Source organism: Parabacteroides sp. An277, from assembly GCF_002159645.1.
Classification (GTDB): Bacteria; Bacteroidota; Bacteroidia; order Bacteroidales; family Tannerellaceae; genus Parabacteroides.
This window is the reverse complement of the sequence record NZ_NFJB01000011.1, coordinates 19,267-42,316: the sequence shown is the minus strand read 5'-3', so window position 1 is coordinate 42,316 and position 23,050 is coordinate 19,267. Positions and strand designations below refer to the sequence as shown.

Below are 23,050 nucleotides of genomic sequence, written 5' to 3'. Positions count from 1 at the left end.
ATTTTACTTCTTCTTTGGTAAAAATTTCCGCGTGAGCCATCGCCTTACAGGTTCGTCATATCCTTTCAAACAGAGGTATGCCAAAAGGATGCTTCCGAAATATACCACGATAGCCATCGGCCAGATTTCGCCAAACGTATAGTACTTGTGCTCAATCAACCAAGCATAGAACAGGTACATGACGGGGTAATGTACGGCATAGAGCGGGAAAGAAATATCACCCGAAAACTTGCATATCTGCGTCGAGCGCTTGTCTGTTGTTTTTCCTGATGCGCCAATCCAAACCAATACAGGGAAGATAAAGAGGATGCACACCGTTTCAAACAAACCGTTCAGGCTAATCATACCCTCGCTCTCGATGTAGGGTACGCAAAAGAGCACCAATAAAACCAACGAGCAAATCCAAAACGCGCCTCTCACCTGAATAGGTTTGAAGTTTCGCGAAAGCAGGATGCCAAGCGAGAAGGGGAAGAGCATCCGAAGCGAACCGCCCAAGAAGTTCACGCCGTCGAGCGTCCATCCCACACCTATCATCCCATATCCTGCGACATCGAACAAAGCAAACCATGCCAAAGCGATGCCCAACAGGAAAACCCATACCGTCAGTGCCTTGTTTGAAAGGCGATGGATGAAAATCGCATACAATAGGTTCCCAATGTATTCGAAGAAGAGTGACCAACTGGGACCGTTCAAAGAGAACATCTCGCCATTGCCGCGAATGTCGTAACTGGCACCCGGCGTAGCCGGAATGAAAAACATCGCGCAGAGCAAAGCGAGCATAATCAAGGAAGTCGACACGTGCGTGCCGTCCCACTTCACGCATCCTTGCAAGACGTAGAAGACAACGCCCAGCAACGCGCCCATCACTATCATCGGATGCAAACGGATAAGGCGTCGTTTGAAGAAATTCCCAAGTGTCATCGTCTTGCCCAAACGGTCATCGTAGGCATATCCAATGACAAACCCTGAGAGGATGAAGAAGAAATCCACCGCCAAATAGCCGTGGTTGATAGTGGTAATAAGTGTTCCTCCTGCCGCAAACGAAAGTCCTTCGAAGATGTGATAGAACACGACTAAAAGTGCTGCCACGCCACGCAATCCGTCCAGAATCTCGTAGTGGGGCTTGGTATCCGCAAATGCGGCTGCTGAAATTTTTCCCATGATAAAACTGTGTTTTTGATGAATTAAGTGTTATGTTTTTCGATTATCGGGGCAAAGGTATGGATTTTCGGACGGCAAATTTTTGTCCTATGGCAAAATATAACGAGAATCGGATGCGATTCTAACGAGAATCCCGCGCGATTATAACTATTTTTTCTTCTGAAATAGGCACTTTTTGCGCGAAAAGAGGCATCTTCGTAAAATAAAGTTTGCTTTTTCTAAAAATATCTTGTAATATTGCATCCGAAAACGAATGTAAAGAAAAGAAAGACCATGCAAACGTTGAACATATATTACACTTGGGCGTTGATGCCCCTTTTGGGGGGAAGTGCAAACGTTTTGTTCCATTGGCAGACGGGCGTTGTGTCTGCTTCGTGATACATATATATTAGTTAGATAACCTACAGATAGAAAATCAAACAGATGAAAGTTTTAAAGTTTGGCGGGACATCCGTCGGCACAATCGATAGTATTTTAAGTGTAAAGAAGATAGTAGAAGCGGTGGAAGAGCCTGTCGTGGTGGTTGTTTCAGCGTTGGGTGGCATTACGGACAAATTGTTACAGACATCAGCCTTGGCGGCGCAAGGGGATGTATCGTACGAGAAGGAATTTTCGGGTATCGTCTCGCGTCATTTGGATGTCATCGAAGGGGTGATTCCCGATGCGGAAGTACGTCGGAGCGTACAGATTCGGGCGATGAACCTCCTCGACGAGTTGGGGAATATCCTTCGGGGGGTATTCTTAATCAACGACTTGTCATGTAAGACGTCAGACGCTATCGTCAGCTATGGCGAACGTCTTTCGTCGCTTATCGTTTCGCATGTGATTCGGGATGCGCAGCTTTTTGATTCGCGCAAATTCATCAAGACGGTGAAGCAGTTCAACAAACACGTGGTGGATTTCGAACAAACGAACCGATTGATTCGCGAGACGTTCAACCCGCTTCCCAAAGTCTCGTTGGTACCGGGCTTTATTTCGACAAGCCGCGACAATGGGGAGGTAACGAACCTGGGGCGTGGTGGCTCGGATTATACGGCATCTATCTTGGCGACTGCGCTCGATGCTTCCATCCTCGAGATATGGACAGACGTGGATGGCTTCATGACGGCTGACCCGCGCGTGATTAATTCCGCTTACGTCATCGACCGACTGAGCTTTACCGAGGCGATGGAGCTTTGTAATTTCGGAGCGAAAGTTATCTATCCGCCTACGATTTATCCCGTTTACCATAAAAACATTCCGATACGCATTCGCAATACGTTCAACCCCAGTGCGCGAGGTACTTACATTTCGCGTGCCAAAGAGAAGGCAACGGTAGGGAAGGGGCTTATCAAGGGTATCTCTTCCATCAACGATACGTGCCTCATTACCGTGCAAGGTTTGGGTATGGTGGGTGTCATTGGGGTGAATTACCGTATCTTCAAGACGTTGGCGAAGAATGGCATCAGCGTCTTCATGGTATCGCAAGCCAGCTCCGAGAATAATACCACTTTCGCCGTAAAGAACGCGGATGCAGACTTAGCCGTGAAGGTGCTCGACGAGGAGTTTGCAGCCGAACGCGCGCAGGGCGATATGAACGATACCGTAGCCGAGAAGGATTTGGCTACCGTGGCTATCGTGGGCGAGCACATGAAGCGTACGCCGGGTATCGCAGGCAAGCTCTTCGGTACGTTGGGGCGTGCGGGTATCAGCGTGATAGCTTGTGCGCAAGGAGCTTCCGAGACGAACATCTCCTTCGTCATCAAGCTGAAATACCTGCGCAAGGCGTTGAACTCCATCCACGATTCGTTTTTCCTTTCCGAATACAAAGTACTGAACCTTTTTGTCGTAGGTATCGGTACGGTAGGAGGGAATCTCTTGGAGCAGATTCGGTTGCAGCAGCCCAACCTCATCGAGCAGAATGGATTGAAGCTGAATATCGTCGGCATTGCCAATTCGAAGAAGGCGATTTTCAACCGCGATGGCATCTGCTTGGATAACTATCGGGAAGAGTTGATGACGAAAGGGGAGGATAGCACACCCCAGTCGTTGTGCGACGCCATCCTGACGATGAATATCTTCAACTCCGTCTTCGTGGATTGTACGGCCAGTCCCGATATCGCCGCGCTGTATAGCCGGTTGCTCAACGGGAACGTCTCCGTCGTGGCGGCCAACAAAGAGGCGGCTTCTTCTTCTTACGAGAATTATATCCAACTGAAAGAGACGGCCCGCCATCGCGACATCAAGTTCCTTTTCGAGACGAATGTAGGCGCGGGGCTGCCGATTATCAATACGATGAACGACCTCATCAATAGCGGAGACCATATCCTCAAGCTCGAAGCTGTCCTTTCGGGCACGCTCAATTATATCTTCAATACCATCAGCGCGGAGGTGCCTTTCAGCCAAGCGATTCGGATGGCGATGGAGGCAGGATACGCTGAGCCCGACCCGCGCATTGACCTGAGCGGCAAGGACGTCGTGCGTAAGCTGGTTATCTTGACGCGCGAAGCAGGCTATCGGGTAGAACAAACCGACGTGGAGAAGAACCTGTTCGTCCCCGATACCTATTTCCAGGGTTCGCTGGAGGATTTCTGGCGGGATATTCCGCAGATGGATGCCGCGTTTGAAGCACGTCGCAAACAGCTGGATGCCGAGGGCAAACGGTTGCGCTTCGTGGCGCGCATGGAGAACGGGAAGTGCGAAGTCGGGTTGGAAGAGGTCACGAGCCACCATCCCTTCTACGAGCTGGAGGGCAGCAACAATATCATCATGATATCGACGGAACGCTACCACGAATATCCCATGATTATCCAGGGATACGGCGCAGGAGCCGATGTGACGGCAGCAGGTGTCTTTGCCGACATCATTTCGATTGCGAATATCCGGTAGGAATGCTTGCAGAGCGCTCCGATTTCTTCCCCACGTCGTGGGCACGTTTGCAGAGTGCTCCGATTTCTTCCCCACGTCGTGGGCACGTTTGCAGAGTGCTCCGATTTCTTCCCCACGTCGTGGGCACGTTTGCAGAGTGCTCTGATTTCTTCCCCACGTCGTGGGCACGTTTGCAGAGTGCTCTGATTTCTTCCCCACGTCGTGGGCACGTTTGCAGAAAGATTTGAACATTGTTTTATATAAAAGGAAAAGTATCATGAAGACTTTAATCATTTTGGGAGATGGCATGGCGGACGAGCCGATTGCCGAACTGGGAGGCCAAACGCCGTTGCAATACGCCCGCACGCCCCACATGGACCGGCTGGCGGCGGCAGGCGTCACCGGGCGGCTGAAGACCGTAGCCGATGGATTTCATCCGGGAAGCGAGGTGGCGAACATGTCCGTCCTGGGCTACGACTTGCCGACCGTCTACGAGGGGCGCGGCGTCTTGGAGGCGGCGAGCATGAACGTAGATTTGCAGCCGGGCGAAATCGCGATGCGTTGCAACCTCGTCTGCGTGGAAGGGGATTTGCTGAAGAACCATTCGGCGGGGCATATCACGACGGGCGAGGCCGAGGAACTGATGGCGTATCTCGACGAACGGCTCGGTTCCGACCGGGTGAAGTTCTATCCCGGTGTGTCGTATCGCCATCTGTTGGTGCTGAAGCGGGGAGACAAGCATCTGCTTTGCACGCCGCCGCACGACATTCCCCTCCAGCCCTTCGCGCCTTATCTGGTGCGCGCCGAGCGGCCGGAAGCCGAAGAGACAGCCGCCTTCCTGAATGAGTTGATACTTCGTTCGCAGGAAATCCTGCCGGCGCATCCCGTCAACCAAAAACGGGCGCGGGAAGGAAAAGACATGGCCAATAGCATCTGGCCCTGGTCGCCTGGCGAGCGTCCGGCGATGCAAACCCTGCACGAGCTGTATGGCATTGGGCGAGGTTCGGTGATTTCCGCTGTCGACCTCATTCGCGGCATCGGCGTTTATGCGGGATTGAAAGTCATCGAAGTGGAGGGTGCGACCGGATTGTACGACACAAACTACGAAGGGAAAGCCGCTGCCGCGCTGGAGGCGTTACGAACGGACGATTTCGTCTATTTGCACGTCGAGGCGAGCGATGAAGCAGGGCACGAAGGAGATGTCCAACTGAAAGTCCGCACCATCGAGAACCTCGACAGCCGCATCGTGGGGCCTGTCGTCGAGGCGCTCCGCACGTGGAACGAACCCGTGGCGATAGCCGTGCTACCCGACCATCCGACGCCCTGTGCGATTCGGACGCATACGGCCGAGCCAGTCCCCTTCTTGATATATAAGCCAGGCATGGAGCCGGATGCGGTAACCCGTTTCGACGAAATTTCCGTCCGTGCCGGGCGTTATCCGCTTTTAGAAAAGAATCAATTTATAAAAGAATTACTGCGATGAAATATTACAGTACGAATAAACAAGTTCCGCTGGCTTCCCTCCGCGAAGCCGTCATCAAAGGATTAGCGGGCGACAAGGGATTGTATATGCCGGAACATATCCGTCGCATCGAGGCGGATGTCATTCGCCAGATGCCGGGAATGCCGTTTGCCGATATTGCTTGTATCGTAGCGGATGCGTTCTTTGGAGAGGACATCGAAAAGGAAACCTTGGAAAATATCGTGCGCGATACCCTTTCGTTCGAGACACCCGTAGTGCCTGTCGACAGGAATCGCTACAGCCTCGAACTGTTCCATGGTCCGACGCTGGCGTTCAAAGACGTAGGAGCACGTTTCATGGCGCGGTTGCTGCGTCATTTCCTACGTGATAGTGCAGAACCCGTGCATGTGCTTGTAGCCACATCGGGCGATACGGGCAGCGCTGTAGCAAATGGTTTTCTGGGTGTGGAGGGCATCCAAGTGCATGTGCTTTATCCAAAAGGGAAGGTGAGTCCCATTCAAGAATGCCAGTTTGCGACCTTAGGACAAAACATTACGGCGCTCGAAGTAGACGGCACGTTCGACGATTGCCAGGCGCTCGTGAAGGCGGCCTTTCTCGACGAAACCTTAAATGCCAAGCTCCGCCTCACGTCGGCCAATTCCATCAACGTGGCGCGTTTCCTCCCGCAGTCCTTCTACTATTTTAATGCCTATGCGCAAATGGCAGCTCGAGGTGTCGCCGACGAGTGGGTTGTATGCGTTCCGAGCGGCAATCTGGGAAACCTGACGGCGGGTCTATTTGCAGCAGAAATGGGATTGCCCGTTAAACGTTTTATTGCGGCGAACAACCGGAATGATGTTTTCTTCGAGTACTTACGGAGCGGAAAGTATGAACCTCGTCCTTCGGTCCGCACGATAGCCAATGCAATGGACGTAGGCGCGCCGAGTAATTTTGCCCGCATTCTCGACCTTTACCAGCACGACCATGCTGAAATCACGCGGCATATTTCCGGAGCGCATTATACGGATGAAGAGATTGCCGACACGATTCGTCGCACGTTCGACGAGACGGGTTACGTACTCGACCCGCACGGAGCCTGTGGTTATCAGGCGCTCTGCGATTCGTTGACCGATAAGGAACATGGCGTGTTCCTCGAGACGGCACATCCAGCCAAGTTCAAAGAGACCGTCGACGCCATTTTAGACCGTGAAATTCCTATCCCCGACAAGTTGCAGGCATTTATGCAAGGCGAGAAACAAAGCATTGCCCTTCCCAACGATTTCGATTGCTTCAAGCAATACCTCTTGGCATAGGGAATTTCTATTTTGTCCTTTTACATCATAAAAATGGTACGGATGCGCGATTCGATGAGAATCTTTACCATCCGTACCTAATACAATGTACAACAAATTTTCTTTCAGAATGACCTTACATACGGGCTGAAAGCGCATGCCACAAATTATCGTCCGGAACAGGTGCGACAATTTCTATCGGCTGTTTGGAGACCGGATGAATGAACGCTGCGCTACGGGCATGCAAGCTGATGCCTCCGTCCGGATTCGAGCGCCGCGCGCCATATTTCAAATCGCCCTTAATGGGGCATCCTATCTTAGCCAACTGGCAACGAATCTGATGATGTCGTCCGGTTTGGAGGTCAATTTCCAACAAATAATAATTATCGGAACGTGCTATTACGCGATAATGCAAAATAGCTTTTTTAGCGCCTGGACGTTCCGAATCGTATGCGAAACTTTTGTTTTTTGCCTCGTTTCGGACGAGCCAGTGCGTGAGTTTATCCTCCTCGCGGGGCGGACGTTCGTGTACGATTGCCCAATACGTTTTCTTAACCCCTCCGTTGCGGAACATTTCATTTAACCGAGCTAACGCTTTGCTCGTTTTCGCGAAAAGAACCACACCGCTTACGGGACGGTCCAAACGATGCGCTACACCTAAGAACACATTTCCTGGTTTGGCATATTTCTCTTTGAGCCATCTCTTGAGCGTTTCAGAGAGAGGTTCGTCTCCTGTTTTATCTCCTTGGACAATTTCGCGACACGTTTTATTAACCGCGATGAGGTGATTATCCTCATATAGCACTTCCATGATATTACATGTTCATTCCGCCATCCACTTGGATAACTTGTCCCGATACGTAAGCAGAAAGGTCTGATGCCAAGAACAACGCGATGTTGGCTACATCTTCAGGTGTACCGCCACGGCGAAGCGGAATCTTCTTACACCATTCCTCGCGGACGTTTTCAGGCAGGGCAGCCGTCATATCGGTAATGATGAATCCCGGAGCAATCGCATTGGCACGAATACCGCGTGAACCCAATTCTTGTGCAATGGATTTAGCCAAGCCAATCATACCTGCTTTCGACGCAGAATAGTTACATTGTCCGGCGTTGCCATGTACGCCTACAACAGAAGCCATATTGATAATGCTTCCGGCACGCTGTTTCATCATGATAGGAGTGCAGGCGTGGATGAAATTGAATGCTGATTTCAGATTAACGTTCAACACAGCATCCCATTGGCCTTCGCTCATGCGCATCATGAGACCATCTTTGGTGATGCCGGCGTTGTTGACCAACACGTCGATGCGTCCGAAATCTTTGACGATTTCTGCTACTACGTTATGTGTTTCTTCAAAGTTAGCCGCATTCGAAGCATATCCTTTCGCCTTTACACCTAAAGCTTCCAATTCCTGTTGAGTAGCAAGACCATTTTCATCAATAACTAAATCGGTGAATGCAATGTTAGCTCCTTCCGAAGCAAATTTCAAGGCAACCGCTTTTCCGATGCCTCGTGCCGCACCTGTGATGAGGGCGACTTTACCTTCCAATAATTTCATCTTTTTATCTCTTTTAAGATTAATACTTTATCAAACAAGCTCCGGTAGAATACCCACCGCCGAAGACTGTAATTGCAATCAAATCGCCTGTTTTGAATCGTTCAATGTTTTGCGCAAAAACCAAAGCCGAGCTAACAGAACCTGTATTTCCCAGTTCCTCGATATTATGTAAGAATTTGTCTTCCGGCAAGGAAAGTTGTTTCGCGATGTTCATCATGATACGCATATTTGCTTGATGACCGATGAAATAACTTAAATCGTCTAACGAAAGATGGTTCTTATCTAACAAGTAAAGTACATTTTTTGGCATGTAAGTACAAGCTTGCATAAACACGTCGCGTCCTTCTGGCATCTGAATGCCTCCATCACGCGGGCGCAAATGAACCGCTTCAGGTGCTTTAGGAAGATGTCCCAGTCCGTGCGTATAAATATCGATGATTTCAGGTTCTCCTTCTGCCATTTTCTCTTTCGATATAAAGAAAGCGGCTGCTGCATCTCCCCATAGGTGTCCATCTTTGGGGTTCGTCTCGTTGGCGTATGCCGAATTTTTATCTGCTGCCAAGATTAAAGCTTTCGAAGCTTTTCCCATAGCAAAATAACCTTCAGCTACTTCTAAAGCATTTAAAAAAGAAGAACATGCCGACGAAAGATATAACGCTTTGGCGTTCGTTATCTGATATTCGAACTGTGCTTTGTGTGCGGCCGTTGCCACCGTATCATACGGAGAATACGATGCCGAAATAATTAAATCTACCTCTGTAATATCGTAAGGTAATTTAGGTAAAGCATTTCGGAGCGCTTCTAAGCTCATCGTATTGATATTTTCTTCCGGTTTAGCTTTCGAACGTGTACGAATACCTGTACGTTGTTCAATCCATTCACTTGTTAAACCGTTTAATTCCAAAAAATGTTGGTTATCTACCCGCTCTTCGGGTATATAATAACCGGTCGCATTTATATACATCTCTTATTTTCGTGTTTGCTTTATCTTTTTATTCTAATACCATTAAATATTAAATTCATTACATTGTCTCTTCGTTTAATTCGCTGATTGATGGTATCGCCCATTAATCCGCGAATATAAGGAACTTCCAATCCTTTCAGTGCATGATGGAGGACTAAAGCGGTAATGCCGGTATCAGGCATGGCAAAGATTCCGTTCTTCACGCCATCATCCAATATGTTTTTTATTATTTCAATTTCCCGCAAGTCGAATTCTTTTCGTACTTTTTCCACACGCCAAATATCACGGAAGAATGTAGCGCGTAATGTCCCATTTCGAAAAACTAACGATTTAACCGCATCCAGGCGGGTATATATAAATGTCATTAATTTCTCATCTGCTGGCAAATCTTTTTCTCCTACATCGACCAGCATTTTGTGTAAGCGGTCTAATTCAGATTCTACAACAGCTGCATAAATCTCATTTTTGCTTTTAAAATAGGTATAGAGCGTTCGTCTTCCTTTTCCAGAAGCTTGTGCAATATCGTTCATCGTGGTTTCATCTAACCCTTTGCGGGCAAAGAGTTGTCTGGCCACATCCACCAACATATCTCGCGTTTTTGAAACAGTTACCGGCATAACGATTGCACATTATAGTTGATTTTGCGCGCAAAAGTAGTTAAAAAAGATGGGATACAAAAATAGAGAAAGGTAAATAGAACAAAAAAGGCGCAAAAACAAGCACTTTTACACCTTTAATCGGAAAAGCGAAGAACTGATGGGTATCAACTCTTCGCTTATTTGTTTCTTATTTTTATGGAATCAATTGATGTTTCCGGAACACGGTTTGAATGGTATCAAGGGCTCGGTCGAGTTGCTCTTTCGTATGAGTTGCCATCAACGAAAAACGAATCAATGTGTCGTTGGGTGCTACTGCCGGCGCAACTACCGGATTAACGAAGATACCTGCATCGAATAATTCCTTTACAATAAGGAATGTCAGGTTATTGTCTCGGATGAAGAGCGGAATAATCGGTGTCTCTGTATGTCCGATTTCGCATCCCATGTGGCGGAATCCATCCAATGCGTAATGGGTTAATTCCCATAAATGTTCGATGCGTTCAGGTTCGTTCAACATAATGTCGAGTGCAGCTCCTGCTGCTGCGGTAGCTGCTGGTGTATTGCTCGCACTAAATATGTATGAACGGGAGTTATGGCGTAAATAATTAATAGTATCTTTATCCGAAGCAATGAAACCACCGATAGAGGCTAACGATTTACTAAAGGTACCCATGATGAGGTCTACATCGTCGGTTACTCCAAAATGGTTACATGTTCCGCGTCCATGGTCACCTAATACGCCAAGACCATGTGCTTCGTCTACCATAATGCTGGCATTGTATTTTTTGGCAAGGGCTACGATTTCGGGCAGCTTGGCAATGTCTCCTTCCATGCTGAATACCCCATCCATAACAATCAGTTTGATTTTATCGGGTTCGCATTTCTGGAGTTGCTTTTCCAACGATTCCATATCGTTGTGCTTATATTTCAGTTTGGTAGAGAAAGAGAGGCGATGGCCTTCGATAATGGAAGCATGGTCTTGTTCGTCCCATAGGATATAATCTTCGCGGCCTGTAATGCAAGAAACTACTCCCAGATTTACTTGGAAACCGGTTGAATACACGATGGCATCTTCTTTGCCTACGAAATCGGCCAAACGCTTTTCTAACTGGATATGCAAATCGAGCGTCCCGTTCAAGAAACGAGAGCCGGCGCATCCTGTTCCATACTTTTTAATGGCGTTAATGGCTGCTTCTTTCACTTTAGGATGGTTGGTAAGGCCTAAATAAGCGTTCGAACCAAACATCAAAACTTTTCTACCATTAATAATGACTTCCGTATCTTGGTCACTTTCTATCGTGCGAAAATACGGATAAATCCCCGCTTTCATGTATTGTTGTGGGGCATCATACTTTGCTAATTTCTCTTGTAAAAGTCTCATATTCTTAATGAAGAGAATTGATTTATCTACTTAATTTACTTTTAAGTTTCAGATTAATAGTACCCTAATCTGCTCCTTTAGTCATTAATCCCGCCGCAAAAGTAGTAATATTTTTTACTTTGTGTAATCAAAAAGCACAAAAGTTTTGCTAAAAGCATTATTTTTGTCGGCTGGAATCAGAAAAAGTAAGTGTTGAAATGAAAGTGCAAGCTATTATCAATCCGATTTCCGGAGTCGGTTCCAAACGGAAGATTCCGAAGATGATTGAGCAATTATGTAAAGAGGCTGGGTATGATTTGAATATCCGCTTTACGGAGTATCCAGGTCATGCTAATATAGTAGCGTCGAAGGCTATAGAGGATGGTGCGAAGTGTGTGATTGCCGTGGGTGGCGATGGTACGGTTAATGAAATTGCGCGGGCTTTAGTCCATACCGATGCCGTATTGGGTATTATTCCCAAAGGTTCAGGGAATGGATTGGCTCGTGAACTTCATATCCCGATGGACGTGAAGCGCGCGTTTGAAGTCATTCGACGTGGGCATGAATTAACCATCGATTGTTGCCGCGCTAACGAGCATATCTTTTTTTGTACGTGCGGAGTGGGGTTTGATGCGGCTGTAAGTCAAAAATTTGCGGGCGAGAAGCGGCGTGGTTCGTTGACTTATATAAAAAATACGGTCGAGGAATACCTGAGTTACCAGCCAGAGGTGTACGATTTGTTGGTTAATGGCGAGGCTATCCAAGAGAAGGCTTTCCTGGTGGCGTGTGGTAATGCTTCGCAATATGGTAATAATGCCTATATCGCGCCGCATGCCAATATCCAGGACGGGCAAATGGATATCACGATTCTTTCGCCTTTTCTCCCCAAGGATATACCGCAACTCGCTATTCAATTATTTACAAAACAGATTGATAAGAATAGTAAAATCAAAACGATGAAAGCCACTACGCTTTCCATTATCCGGCAGAATCCGGGTTGGATGCACTTGGATGGCGAACCTATCATGGCGGATGCCCGTATCGACCTTGCCGTCATCCCGCACGCCCTGCGTGTTTTTACGCCCGAAGTCGTTTCTTTCCGAAAAGAGGTACAGGCTATATTTGGCGAAGTCTCGCGTTTCTTCGACCAGCGTCGCCCGTATATTTTCCGTTGATAGGGAGGAAAAAGTGGAAAGGTACCGGGGAAAACTTGTTTTCTTCGGTACTTATTCTTCACGTATCGTCGACGTTTCTATATCTTTAGGCTAAAGATATACAAATATCGGCGATGTTTGTGTAAATATCGACGATATTTATAGAATTGTTCGGCATAAAACAAAAAATAGATAGGCAGCTGGCGAAGTTTCTAAAGGGGGAAAATGAACATTGCCCGCGGGGTTTTGATTCTTTTAAGGGGCATATCGCGTTTTTTTGTTTAGAAATTCAGTATATTTGCGGCCAAACAAATAAAAAGAATGAAATATAACACGCAAGAAAAGAGACTGGCATTGCCAGAATATGGCCGGAATATCCAGCGGATGGTGGATTATTGCCTGACCATTGAAGACAGGGAAGAACGCAAACGTTGTGCGAATACGATTATTAATGTAATGGGAAATATGTTTCCTCATTTGCGGGATGTGAATGATTTTAAGCATATTTTGTGGGACCATTTGGCTATCATGTCCGACTTTAAGTTGGATATTGATTACCCTTACGAAGTGGTACGGAAAGAAAATCTTTATACGCGTCCGCCTCGTATGGCCTACAACAATTCGCGCATCCGTTATCGTCATTATGGAAAGATGTTGGAGCAGATGGTGCAGAAGGCGACCGAGTATCCAGAAGGTCCCGAACGCAATCAGTTAGTTCACCTGTTGGCTACGCAAATGAAGAAGTCGTTCCTTACGTGGAATAAGGAATCGGTAGACGACCGTAAGATATTTAAAGATTTGGCTGAGTTTTCCCATGGGCAAATCGTCTTGCACGAAGGCGAATATAAGTTGGCCGAGAGCCGCGAACTCTTGGCGCGTCTAAATAATAACAATAGTAATAAGCGCAATAATAACTCGAAGAAAAACAGATGAGTTCGTTTGTCATAGAAGGAGGACACCGGTTGTCGGGCGAGATTACGCCGCAGGGCGCCAAGAACGAAGCGTTGGAGGTTATCTGTGCCGTTTTGTTGACGCCCGAAAAGGTGGTTATCCACAACATTCCCGATATTTTGGATGTAAATAATCTTATCCAGCTTTTGCGCGACATGCAGGTAAAAGTGGAACGTTTGGGCGTGAATACCTATTCCTTCCAAGCCGACGAGGTGAATTTGGATTATTTGCAGACGGAAGATTTCCTTCGCCGGAGCACTTCGCTTCGAGGTTCGGTCATGATTGTCGGTCCTTTGGTAGCTCGCTTCGGAAAGGCTTTGCTTCCGAAACCGGGCGGGGATAAAATCGGACGCCGGCGGTTGGATACGCACTTCGTGGGGATTCAGAAGTTGGGAGCCTCTTTCTCGTATGACGCGACGCGACAAGTCTATGAAGTGCAGGCTCAGAAGCTGAAGGGAACTTATATGCTTTTGGATGAAGCCTCGATTACGGGAACGGCCAATATCCTGATGGCTTCCGTCTTGGCGGAAGGAACTACGACTATTTACAATGCCGCGTGCGAGCCTTATCTCCAGCAACTCTCGAAGATGCTCAACCGAATGGGGGCGCACATCACAGGTGTCGGGTCGAACCTCTTGACCATCGAAGGCGTTTCCGCTTTGCATGGGACAGAGCATACGATTCTCCCGGATATGATTGAGGTGGGGAGCTTTATCGGCATGGCGGCGATGACGGCTTCCGAGCTTTTGATTAAGGAAACGGCCTACAATATGTTAGGTATTATTCCGGAGTCGTTCCGTCGGTTGGGTATTACGGTCGAGCAACGGGGCGACGATATTTATATCCCGACACACGAATCGTATGAGATAGAAACCTTCATTGACGGGTCGATTATGACGATTGCCGATGCGCCTTGGCCGGGTTTGACGCCCGATTTGCTGAGTGTCTTTCTTGTCGTGGCGACGCAAGCAGTCGGAAGTGTACTAATTCATCAGAAAATGTTTGAGAGTCGCCTTTTCTTTGTAGATAAGCTCATTGATATGGGTGCGCAGATTATCCTTTGCGACCCACACCGCGCGACGGTCATAGGATTGGGGCATCGTTTCAATTTGCGAGCTTCGAATATGGTGTCTCCAGATATCCGTGCGGGTATTGCCCTCCTGATAGCAGCAATGAGTGCGGAAGGTACCAGCACGATTCATAACATTGACCAAATCGACCGGGGTTATCAAAACATCGACAAGCGTTTGAACCAAATCGGAGCTCGTATTACACGCATATAATTATAATATAATGTAAGGAAAGAAGCAGTATGATTCGGCAAGAAGAGGTCATAAGGATAGGTCATTTTGCCAAACTACATGGTATTAAAGGAGAGATTACCTTCGTAGTAGACCGGGACGTGTTCGAGGAAGCGGACGAAGCGTGCTATATCGTATGCGATATGGAGGGCATCTTGGTTCCCTTTTTCGTAGAAGATTTCCGGTATAAAACGGATACGACGATGCTTCTCAAATTGGAAGGTGTCGATTCGGAAGCCGCAGCTCGTGCGTTTGTTAACCGGCCAGTTTATTATCCTTTGGCGAAACTCGATGGAGAAGTTTGGCAGGAGGGGATGAGTTGGGAAGGGCTGATGGGTTTCCGGGTTATCGATAAAGTTGCAGGAGCGTTGGGCGAGATTACGGATGTAGACGATTCGACCGAGAATGTGCTGCTTCAAGTCGACCACGCCGGCCGGGAGCTATTGGTACCCGCCGTCGATGCCTTTGTGGTAGATGTCGATATGACACGAAAAGAATTGCACATGTCTCTTCCGGAAGGCCTATTGGATTTATAAGCGTGCGGATATGAAGTGGAAAAAGCCGAAAAGAAACCATTCGAAGTTATCCTTTTGGAAACGGATACGTTTCAAATACAAACTTTCGTTCATCAACGAGAACACGCTTGAAGAGGTATGGGCGGTCCGTTTGTCGCAACTTTCGGTTTTCTTGATGCTGGCCGTTTTTGCTTTCTCGCTGGTCGCCTTTACGGCTTTCGTGATTATTATGACGCCTATCCGCAATTATCTCCCTGGGTATTTGGACGTAGAAGTGCGTAAGTCGATTATGCAAAACGCCATGCGCGCCGATTCGTTAGAGCGGATGATACAGATTCAGGATTTGTATTTGCGGAATGTCACCGAAATCATTTCAGGTGAAGTTCGGCTGGATTCTATCCGGCAGATTGATTCGCTGGCGCGTGTGGATGCTGATTTCGAAATTCCCCGAAGCGAGGCGGAACAGGCTTTCGTGAAGGATTTTGAAGAGGAGGAGAAATACAATCTGACTGTCCTCAACCCAAATCCGCTCCCGGTGGAGGGGCTTTTCTTTTATAAACCGGTGAACGGGATGGTATCTTCCCGTTTTCAGGCGAATATACAGCATTTTGGGATTGATGTAGCTGCGGCGCCGAAAGAGAGTGTCGTGGCGACGTTAGACGGAACCGTGATTTATGCCGGTTTCGATTCCAACCAAGGGAATGTTATTCAAATACAACATAAGAACGGATTTGTATCGGTTTACAAACACAACGAGTTGTTGTTAAAGAAACCGGGAGACCAGGTGGTGGCGGGCGAGGCGATAGCCTTGGCGGGCAACACGGGGAAGCTCTCGACGGGGCCGCATCTCCATTTCGAATTATGGTATAACGGCAAACCGGTGAATCCGGAAGATTTTATTGTTTTTTAAAAAATGAAGCGCGAAGAAGGGAGCTGGGAACGTGGAAAAAATTTTTCTAAGCCCGCCACGCCGTGGGGAAGTCGGAAAAAGATTTTCTACGTTCGCCACGTCGTGGGGAAGTCGGAAAAAAATTTTCTACGTTCGCCACGCCGAGGGGAAGTCTGAAAAAAATTTTCCATGTTCCCCGGCTGTCGGAGCAGCTTCATGAGGATTAATGAGTAAGAAAAATGAAAAGACAATTGGCTATATTGGGTTCCACGGGTTCGATAGGGACGCAGGCGTTGGAAGTGGTGGGAGAACATCCCGACCTCTTCGAGGTGTATGCGCTGACGGCCAATAACCAGGTGGATTTATTGATAAACCAGGCACGGCGTTTCATGCCTGAAGTGGTGGTGATTGCCAACGAACGGAAATATCCGGAGCTGAAAGAGGCGCTGGAGGATTTGCCCATCAAAGTCTGGGCTGGCGAGGAGGCGATTGCGCAGGTGGTCCAAGCGGCACCTATCGACATGGTGCTGACGGCAATGGTGGGTTACGCGGGGCTTCGCCCGACCATGGCCGCCATCAAGGCGGGGAAAGCCATCGCACTGGCCAACAAGGAGACGCTGGTGGTGGCGGGCGAGCTGATTATGTCGCTGGCGATGCAGCACCGCGTTCCGATTTTGCCGGTTGATTCGGAGCATTCGGCCATTTTCCAATGCCTGAACGGGGCGGACGGGAACGCGGTGGAGAAGTTGCTGCTCACGGCATCGGGCGGCCCTTTCCTGCATAAGACGCTCGACGAACTGGCGCACGTGACGAAGGCGCAGGCCCTGAAGCATCCGAACTGGCACATGGGTGCGAAGATTACGATAGATTCCGCCTCGATGATGAACAAGGGTTTCGAGATGATAGAGGCCAAATGGCTCTTTGGCGTCGCGCCGGAACAGATTCAGATTGTGGTGCATCCGCAGTCGGTGATTCATTCGATGGTGCAATTCGAGGATGGTGCCGTCATCGCGCAGTTGGGCATTCCGGACATGAAACTGCCCATCGCTTATGCCTTCTCGTATCCGCAGCGGATGAAGAGTCCGGCACCGCGTTTGGATTTCCGGCAGTACGCTACGCTGACTTTCGAAGAGCCGGACACGACGCGCTTCCGGAATTTGGCGTTCGCGTTTGAGGCGGTGCGTCGCGGAGGCAACATGCCTTGCATCCTGAACGCGGCGAACGAGGTGGTAGTGGCGGCTTTCTTGCAAGACCGCATCGGCTTCCTCCAGATGAGCGACGTCATCGAACGGACGATGGCCAAGGCGACCTTCCTGGCGCAACCCTCGTATGAAGATTATGTACAGACCGATGCCGAGGCGCGTCGCGTGGCAGCGGAATTATTTTAAAAATAACAGATAACAAATTGAGATGGAAACATTTTTGATTAAAGCGGTCCAACTCTTGTTGAGCCTTTCCATATTGGTGATTATACATGAGTTCGGCCATTTCATCTTCGCCCGCATCTTTAAAGTGCGTGTGGAGAAGTTTTACCTTTTCTTTGACCCGTGGTTTGCCCTTTTCCGTTATAAACCGAAGAACAGCGAGACGGAATACGGCGTGGGTTGGCTGCCGTTGGGCGGTTATTGCAAAATTTCCGGCATGATAGACGAAAGCATGGACCGGGAGGCGATGGCGCAACCCCCGAAGCCGTATGAGTTCCGTTCGAAACCGGCGGGGCAGCGGCTGTTGATTATGGTGGGCGGCGTGCTGTTTAATTTTCTGTTGGCGTTATTTATCTATTCAATGATTCTTTTCCATTGGGGCGATACCTATTTGCCGTTGAAGAACATGAAAATGGGTATGGACTACAGCGAGACGTTCCACGAGATTGGTTTCCAAGACGGCGACATCCTCTTGAAGGCGGATACGACTACGTTGGAACGCTTTGGGGAAGATTGCCTCCGGAGCGTTGTAGAAGCGCAGACTGTGACAGTGCTCCGAGGAGACGAGCAGGTGGTAATTCCGATACCCGAAGATATGATGCAACGCCTTTTGCGAGACAAGAAAGGATTTGCCAGCATGCGCTACCCGATGATAGTGAAAGAGCTGCCGATAGCCGATGCGCCAGCTGTACGGGCCGGTCTTCAGCCAGGCGATAGCATCCTTTCGGTAAACGACGAGGCGACACCGACTGCCGTGGATGCGCAGATAGCTTTCCATAAATTCCGTGGACAGGAGATTCGTTTGGGGATTTCACGTGCTGGTGTGCATGATACGTTGGCGATGCAGGTCGATTCGTTGGGGAAAATTGGTATTCTCTTGGTGAATCCTTACGATATGTATCAGACGGTGACGCGTACGTATGGTTTTTTTGAATCGTTCCCGGCCGGTATTGCGAAAGGTGTCAACACGCTGAAAGGCTATGTAAACGACATGAAGTACGTCTTCACGAAAGAGGGGGCGAGCAGTTTGGGCGGTTTTGGAGCGATTGGCAGCCTTTTCCCTTCGGTATGGGATTGGGAGCTTTTCTGGGAGCGTACGGCTTGGCTTTCGGTTATCTTGGCTTTCATGAATATCATTCCGATTCCAGCCTTGGATGGTGGACACATCATGTTCCTGCTGTATGAAGTGGTGACGCGCCGCAAGCCCAGCGACAAGTTCCTTGAATATGCACAAATGGCGGGCATGGCTCTGTTGCTTGCTTTGTTGCTTTACGCAAATGGGAACGACGTGATACGTTATTTCTTCCAGTAAAGGCTGAAGGGAATGCATTGGGGAGAGAAAGAACGAGCTTATGTAAAGGAACATCAATCGGACGACGTGGCGAAACTCCTGCTGGGGGCGCACCGTCATCCGGATTTGGACATCCCTTTCTTGGTGGAGCAAATCGAGGCGCGGAGGCAGATACGCGACAAACTTCCGTCGTGGTACGCGAACGATGCGCTATGGTTTCCCGCCAAGATTGCAGCCGAGCAATGTTCCTCGGAGCAGACAGCTCGCTATAAGCAACGTTTGGTATCGGCAGACGATCGTCTATGCGACCTGACGGGAGGATTGGGCATCGACAGTTACTTCTTCTCTCGTAAAGTGCAGCAGGTGGTTTATGTGGAGCGTTTCCCTGCCTATTGCGAGGCGGCGCGACATAACTTCCACATGTTGGGAGCCAGAAATATAACGGTAATGAATGCCGATGCCACACAATGCCTCGCCCAGCTTCCGGAAGTAGATGTGTGCTATATAGACCCGGCGCGTCGTGGTTCCGGGAATCGGAGGGTTTATGCGTTAAGTGATTGCGAGCCGGATTTGCCTGCCTTGCTCCCTGCGTTATGGCAGAAGGCGCCGCGTGTCTTGGCAAAGCTTTCGCCCATGGCCGATATCAGTCAGACGCGGACCTTGCTTCCTGGGACGGTGGCGATTCATGTGGTAGCAGTTCGAAACGAATGCAAAGAGCTCTTGTTCGACGTGCGGCGGGAAGGAGAGGCGGAACCTGTCCTTCATTGCGTGCATTTCTCGACGAATGGGGAGGAGCTTTTTTCTTTTACGCAAGCCGATGAACGGAATGCGGCCCTGCGGTTGGCTCCTGCGGTAGGAACTTATCTATATGAACCTAATGCGGCTTTGCTCAAGGCCGGAGCGTTCAAGATGGTGGCCGTGCGGCTGGGGGTGGAAAAGTTGCATGTCAGTAGCCATCTTTATACTTCAGGGGAACGGGTGAAGGATTTCCCTGGCCGTACTTTCCAAGTTGAGCAGGTCGTTCCTTTTTCGTCTAAAATAGGGAAAACATTGCATCGTGAAATACCCCGTGCCCATATCGCGGTCCGAAACTTCCCGCTCTCGGTCGAGGAGTTACGCAAGCGGACAAAAATCGCGGAGGGCGGCGACCTGTATCTCTTTGCCACTACCCTCCGCGACGGGGAAAAGGTACTTATCGTCGGGCGAAAACCTGCCTGACTTCTTTCTTTGTTTAGGGTTTGAGCGGACGGTTCACGAACTGAGGCGCGTGGAACGGACGGAAGTCTGCTGATATCGTGGTAGCGCGGGTTGTTGTCTGTGTCTCCGGACTGTCGAAGGAGACGAACTCTTCGTATGTAGCCTCTCTTCCTTCGCCCAACTTCATTACTTTATTGTAAAGGGCTTGGCGTGAAGGGGCGTTGAATCCAAGGATATTGCTGTTCATGATACTCTCATCCGAAGGGCGGTAAGCGCCGTGGGAATAGGTACAGGCTCCTTCGTAGATGCCTACATCTTCGTTGGCATAACGCGAGTCGGAGAGAAAGGCAGACCAAAGCACGGTATTCGTATCGTCTGTGAAGTCCACGTTCTGGTACCATCCTATTGTCTGCATGGTTTGAGCCTCTTCTATTTCATTGCTGGGCATAGTGCCTTCATACGCATATTCGTCGTTCAACTTCCCGAACCCATGTCCAATCGCTTCGTGGCAAAGGACCGTGCGGAAGAGTTCGCTGCTGATACCGTTGATAATAGGGCAATAAGCGATGGCAAATTCCGTCATGTTGTCTATTGTGCCATATCCGAAATAGGTCGTGCCGGCATAATCTGTCGTATTCGGGATGACTACGGCCAGCGTGTTGTCTATATCAATGCCTTCCACACATTGTACATATTCTCTCACGGCCTCATTGTCGCCTTCAATCAGCGAGCTTCCGCCTCCTTCCAGCCAGGTACTGAACACCGTATCGTACCATGTCCCGACACCGCTGTTTCGCGAAACGGCCGTTACGGCATAGACGTCAAAGTAATCGCGGAGCGAACTAATGGGCTCTTCCGAGAAGAGGTTCGCGTAGGCTTGGTCCATCACCTCATCGTATGTCCCGTCGGCAATCTCTGTATCTATAAAGCCATCGCCCATGAGGACAATCGGAATGCCTGTACCGCGTGTCGCTTCCTGCAAGACGCGTACGGTCTTATCGGCTGAATAGTCCGTCGATTCGTAACTGGAGAGCAATCCCTCTTGCACGATGACGGCCGTTGCAAACGGGTCTCCATCTGCCCCTTCGCCTGCAGCGGTAAAGATGAGATACGCCATGCGGCTCTGTTCTCCTGTGTTGGGAAGTACCGTTAGCGGCACATAAGCCGTATAGGTGCTGCGGGTCGATTGCCCCTCTTGCGTGAGCCAACGCCCCGTTCGGTAAATAGCATATTCATCCTCAATCATTTCCGTGGTGAAGTATACTTGGATGTCGCCCCCCTCTCTACTTACCCGGATGGTGTCCTCTTCCAGTTGGATATACCGTCCGGCCTCTTGGGTGATTTGTATCTCCTGTTCGAGCGTGGCTGTCGTCAGGGTAAGGGTAGCCGTGCGCGCCTTACCCGTTCGGTTCTCTTTCTCGGCCGTTAGGGTCAGGGTATTGTTCCCTTCGCCTCCCGAAGTAGGAGAGACGGTAAGCCAGTCTGCATCGTCGCTCGCGCTCCAGGTTTGGTTGGTCGAGAAGGTGAAGGTTTCCGACGACGATTCCGTCGAGCCGAGGGTCACTTCTGCCTGTTCCGTTTGGTCCATGTCGATATAGGGGGTCTCTTCTGCGCAAGACACGGCCAGCCACACGAAGAGAAGGGACGAGAGTATCTGTTTTATCTTCATCATATGCCTATTTAATTTTTGGTCGCAATAATACATAACCTTTTCCATTCCTGAAAGAGATTATCGACAAAAAAGCTAAAAAGACAGACGAAATGCCCCACGGTAGGGGGCGGGAACGGCTCAAGGCAGGGGGTAGCGGGCCGCCACTGCAGGGTATGGGGAAGGGGTAACGCGGGGAAGGGTAATGAATTGCTTGGAGGGATGGCGACACCTATATTACCTTCCGGTAAGCATCTATATTAGGTATGTCATCAATAGTCACAGTGACTAATGGGTAATAGTCACAGTGACTAATGACCATACCCTACTCGTAGGTTATGGAAGTACCCTACGGTTGGTCATAAAAATACCCTACCGTTGGGTATTGCGACGACCAACGGTAGGGTATCTAAGTCCTCCAAGCGTAGGGAGATGTCAATCCCTATTCGAGAAGTATTTCATGAACTGCGAACGTTCGTAGAGTGTGGGGTTCGGGATGTTGGCATAGTTCAACCGTCCGATGAAGTCGGAGATCGCGTTGAAGTTCTCCTGATGCATCCATTCGTCTATACAGGTGAGTATTTGCGAGATAAGCTCCGCTCCATGCGTATAGAGCGCACTGCACATCTGTACGGCCGACGCACCCGCCAAGAGGCATTTGATGACATCTTCCCAATCATGCACGCCGGTCGACGCCGAGATGGAGACGTTCGGGAGCTTCCCGGAGACGATGGCCGTCCAGCGAAGCGTATCGCTCAAGTCGCCATGATTGCTGAACACGTTTCCCGACACGATCTGGAGGGTGTTGATATCAATATCCGGACGATAGAAACGGTTGAAGAGCACCACGCCGTCTGCCCCATTGGCATGAAGCTGGTTCACGAGGGCCGGCAAGTTCGAGGTATATTTGCCGAGCTTGACCGTCACCGGGATGGAGATTTCCTTCTTGACTTGCTTCAGGATATTGACATACAGTTTCTGCATCTCGCCCCCCTTGCTATGGATGTCTGTATCCAGTTCGAATACGTTCAGTTCCAACGCATCGGCACCGGCCTCTTCGAGGTGCTTTGCAAATTCAATCCAGGTATCTGCGCGATAGCAGTTGATGCTGGCGATGATGGGGACCGTGCAAAGCGCTTTGGTTTGGCGAATGAGGTTGAGGTAGTTCTCTACCTGATTCGCTTTCACATAGCCACGGATGTAATCGGCAGCTTCCGGATAACCTGACTCTTGGAGCATGGTATCGCCCTGCATCTCGATTTGCTCTTCGAACAAAGATTTGAGGACAATGGCACCCGCTCCAGCCTTTTCGAACTCTTTGTTACGCTCGGGGTGCATCGTAAGCCCCGAACTACTGACGATAATCGGGGATTGGAGTGTCAATCCCGCGTATTGGGTCTTTAGATTTGCCATATTTGTGTGTTTTTAATCGT

The 23,050-nt window shown here is 49.3% G+C and carries 19 protein-coding genes; 11 read left to right on the top strand and 8 right to left on the bottom strand.

All coding sequences use genetic code 11. From position 1 onward, the window contains the following. Positions 1 to 3: 3 nt before the first annotated feature. Positions 4 to 1,161: an acyltransferase gene (locus tag B5F77_RS06020; RefSeq protein WP_087328981.1), complete on the bottom strand. Its 1,158-nt coding sequence runs from the start codon at positions 1,159 to 1,161 to the stop codon at positions 4 to 6. Positions 1,162 to 1,584: 423 nt separating this feature from the next. On the opposite strand from B5F77_RS06020, the gene thrA reads away from it, so the two are divergent. From thrA to thrC, 3 genes are all read left to right on the top strand, one after another. Then, positions 1,585 to 4,029, top strand: coding sequence for a bifunctional aspartate kinase/homoserine dehydrogenase I (thrA, locus tag B5F77_RS06015; protein ID WP_087328979.1), 2,445 nt, complete (start codon positions 1,585 to 1,587; stop codon positions 4,027 to 4,029). Positions 4,030 to 4,285: 256 nt separating this feature from the next. Further along, positions 4,286 to 5,491, top strand: a complete 1,206-nt coding sequence (locus B5F77_RS06010) for a cofactor-independent phosphoglycerate mutase (RefSeq protein WP_087329069.1) — start codon at positions 4,286 to 4,288, stop codon at positions 5,489 to 5,491. Further along, positions 5,488 to 6,783: a threonine synthase gene (thrC, locus tag B5F77_RS06005; RefSeq protein ID WP_087328977.1), complete on the top strand. Its 1,296-nt coding sequence runs from the start codon at positions 5,488 to 5,490 to the stop codon at positions 6,781 to 6,783. The genes B5F77_RS06010 and thrC overlap by 4 nt, the downstream gene beginning before the upstream one ends. 115 nt (positions 6,784 to 6,898) lie before the next feature. Here thrC and B5F77_RS06000 read toward each other — a convergent pair whose 3' ends face one another. The 5 genes from B5F77_RS06000 to B5F77_RS05980 form a co-directional block, all read right to left on the bottom strand. Then, positions 6,899 to 7,573: an RluA family pseudouridine synthase gene (locus B5F77_RS06000; protein ID WP_087328975.1), complete on the bottom strand. Its 675-nt coding sequence runs from the start codon at positions 7,571 to 7,573 to the stop codon at positions 6,899 to 6,901. A 4-nt stretch (positions 7,574 to 7,577) separates the two neighbouring features. Beyond that, positions 7,578 to 8,324 carry a 3-oxoacyl-[acyl-carrier-protein] reductase gene (gene fabG / locus B5F77_RS05995; RefSeq protein WP_087328973.1) on the bottom strand — a complete coding sequence of 249 codons (747 nt, stop codon included), beginning with the start codon at positions 8,322 to 8,324 and terminating at the stop codon, positions 7,578 to 7,580. Between the two features lie 19 nt (positions 8,325 to 8,343). Beyond that, entirely contained in the window at positions 8,344 to 9,288 is a 945-nt protein-coding gene (locus tag B5F77_RS05990; protein ID WP_087328971.1) for a ketoacyl-ACP synthase III, read from the bottom strand. Between the two features lie 20 nt (positions 9,289 to 9,308). Continuing rightward, the gene (locus B5F77_RS05985) at positions 9,309 to 9,905 is read right to left on the bottom strand and encodes a TetR/AcrR family transcriptional regulator (RefSeq protein WP_087328969.1); all 597 of its coding nucleotides are present in this window, start codon (positions 9,903 to 9,905) and stop codon (positions 9,309 to 9,311) included. 175 nt (positions 9,906 to 10,080) lie between these two features. After that, entirely contained in the window at positions 10,081 to 11,268 is a 1,188-nt protein-coding gene (locus B5F77_RS05980) for a pyridoxal phosphate-dependent aminotransferase family protein (protein WP_087328967.1), read from the bottom strand. A gap of 197 nt (positions 11,269 to 11,465) precedes the next feature. Between B5F77_RS05980 and B5F77_RS05975 the strand changes: the two genes are divergently transcribed. The 8 genes from B5F77_RS05975 (at position 11,466) to B5F77_RS05940 (ending at position 19,990) form a co-directional block, all read left to right on the top strand. Beyond that, positions 11,466 to 12,422: a diacylglycerol kinase family protein gene (locus B5F77_RS05975; protein WP_087328965.1), complete on the top strand. Its 957-nt coding sequence runs from the start codon at positions 11,466 to 11,468 to the stop codon at positions 12,420 to 12,422. A 300-nt stretch (positions 12,423 to 12,722) separates the two neighbouring features. Further along, positions 12,723 to 13,334 (top strand): DUF4290 domain-containing protein, encoded by a 612-nt coding sequence (locus B5F77_RS05970; protein ID WP_087328963.1) that lies wholly within the window; start codon positions 12,723 to 12,725, stop codon positions 13,332 to 13,334. Then, positions 13,331 to 14,635 carry a UDP-N-acetylglucosamine 1-carboxyvinyltransferase gene (gene murA, locus B5F77_RS05965; RefSeq protein ID WP_087328961.1) on the top strand — a complete coding sequence of 435 codons (1,305 nt, stop codon included), beginning with the start codon at positions 13,331 to 13,333 and terminating at the stop codon, positions 14,633 to 14,635. Before B5F77_RS05970 ends, murA begins: the two co-directional genes overlap by 4 nt. Positions 14,636 to 14,664: 29 nt before the next feature. Beyond that, the gene (gene rimM / locus B5F77_RS05960) at positions 14,665 to 15,189 is read left to right on the top strand and encodes a ribosome maturation factor RimM (RefSeq protein WP_087328959.1); all 525 of its coding nucleotides are present in this window, start codon (positions 14,665 to 14,667) and stop codon (positions 15,187 to 15,189) included. A gap of 10 nt (positions 15,190 to 15,199) precedes the next feature. Then, on the top strand, positions 15,200 to 16,078 hold the full coding sequence (locus tag B5F77_RS05955) for a M23 family metallopeptidase (RefSeq protein ID WP_087328957.1): 879 nt from the start codon (positions 15,200 to 15,202) through the stop codon (positions 16,076 to 16,078). 218 nt (positions 16,079 to 16,296) lie between these two features. Next, entirely contained in the window at positions 16,297 to 17,445 is a 1,149-nt protein-coding gene (locus tag B5F77_RS05950) for a 1-deoxy-D-xylulose-5-phosphate reductoisomerase (RefSeq protein ID WP_087328955.1), read from the top strand. Positions 17,446 to 17,467: 22 nt separating this feature from the next. Then, complete coding sequence (gene rseP, locus B5F77_RS05945; protein ID WP_087328953.1) at positions 17,468 to 18,793, top strand: RIP metalloprotease RseP; 1,326 nt, start codon at positions 17,468 to 17,470, stop codon at positions 18,791 to 18,793. 12 nt (positions 18,794 to 18,805) lie between these two features. Beyond that, entirely contained in the window at positions 18,806 to 19,990 is a 1,185-nt protein-coding gene (locus tag B5F77_RS05940) for a class I SAM-dependent methyltransferase (protein ID WP_087328951.1), read from the top strand. A 13-nt stretch (positions 19,991 to 20,003) separates the two neighbouring features. On the opposite strand, the gene B5F77_RS05935 is transcribed toward B5F77_RS05940, so the two are convergent. Together B5F77_RS05935 and B5F77_RS05930 are read right to left on the bottom strand one after the other, a co-directional pair. After that, positions 20,004 to 21,641 (bottom strand): M64 family metallopeptidase, encoded by a 1,638-nt coding sequence (locus B5F77_RS05935; RefSeq protein ID WP_239445750.1) that lies wholly within the window; start codon positions 21,639 to 21,641, stop codon positions 20,004 to 20,006. Positions 21,642 to 22,052: 411 nt separating this feature from the next. Beyond that, positions 22,053 to 23,030, bottom strand: coding sequence for a dihydroorotate dehydrogenase-like protein (locus B5F77_RS05930; RefSeq protein ID WP_087328949.1), 978 nt, complete (start codon positions 23,028 to 23,030; stop codon positions 22,053 to 22,055). Positions 23,031 to 23,050 lie beyond the last annotated feature (20 nt).

Bases quoted from the DNA above. Each gene is read 5' to 3' on its own strand.
- B5F77_RS05940 (WP_087328951.1), top strand. From the start codon at position 18,806: ATGCATTGGGGAGAGAAAGAACGAGCTTATGTAAAGGAACATCAATCG.
- B5F77_RS05950 (WP_087328955.1), top strand. From the start codon at position 16,297: ATGAAAAGACAATTGGCTATATTGGGTTCCACGGGTTCGATAGGGACG.
- thrC (WP_087328977.1), top strand. From the start codon at position 5,488: ATGAAATATTACAGTACGAATAAACAAGTTCCGCTGGCTTCCCTCCGC.
- rimM (WP_087328959.1), top strand. From the start codon at position 14,665: ATGATTCGGCAAGAAGAGGTCATAAGGATAGGTCATTTTGCCAAACTA.
- B5F77_RS05985 (WP_087328969.1), bottom strand. From the start codon at position 9,905: ATGCCGGTAACTGTTTCAAAAACGCGAGATATGTTGGTGGATGTGGCC.
- B5F77_RS06020 (WP_087328981.1), bottom strand. From the start codon at position 1,161: ATGGGAAAAATTTCAGCAGCCGCATTTGCGGATACCAAGCCCCACTAC.
- thrA (WP_087328979.1), top strand. From the start codon at position 1,585: ATGAAAGTTTTAAAGTTTGGCGGGACATCCGTCGGCACAATCGATAGT.
- B5F77_RS06000 (WP_087328975.1), bottom strand. From the start codon at position 7,573: ATGGAAGTGCTATATGAGGATAATCACCTCATCGCGGTTAATAAAACG.
- B5F77_RS05955 (WP_087328957.1), top strand. From the start codon at position 15,200: ATGAAGTGGAAAAAGCCGAAAAGAAACCATTCGAAGTTATCCTTTTGG.
- fabG (WP_087328973.1), bottom strand. From the start codon at position 8,324: ATGAAATTATTGGAAGGTAAAGTCGCCCTCATCACAGGTGCGGCACGA.
- B5F77_RS05990 (WP_087328971.1), bottom strand. From the start codon at position 9,288: ATGTATATAAATGCGACCGGTTATTATATACCCGAAGAGCGGGTAGAT.
- B5F77_RS05935 (WP_239445750.1), bottom strand. From the start codon at position 21,641: ATGATGAAGATAAAACAGATACTCTCGTCCCTTCTCTTCGTGTGGCTG.
- B5F77_RS05930 (WP_087328949.1), bottom strand. From the start codon at position 23,030: ATGGCAAATCTAAAGACCCAATACGCGGGATTGACACTCCAATCCCCG.
- B5F77_RS05975 (WP_087328965.1), top strand. From the start codon at position 11,466: ATGAAAGTGCAAGCTATTATCAATCCGATTTCCGGAGTCGGTTCCAAA.
- rseP (WP_087328953.1), top strand. From the start codon at position 17,468: ATGGAAACATTTTTGATTAAAGCGGTCCAACTCTTGTTGAGCCTTTCC.
- B5F77_RS05980 (WP_087328967.1), bottom strand. From the start codon at position 11,268: ATGAGACTTTTACAAGAGAAATTAGCAAAGTATGATGCCCCACAACAA.
- murA (WP_087328961.1), top strand. From the start codon at position 13,331: ATGAGTTCGTTTGTCATAGAAGGAGGACACCGGTTGTCGGGCGAGATT.
- B5F77_RS06010 (WP_087329069.1), top strand. From the start codon at position 4,286: ATGAAGACTTTAATCATTTTGGGAGATGGCATGGCGGACGAGCCGATT.
- B5F77_RS05970 (WP_087328963.1), top strand. From the start codon at position 12,723: ATGAAATATAACACGCAAGAAAAGAGACTGGCATTGCCAGAATATGGC.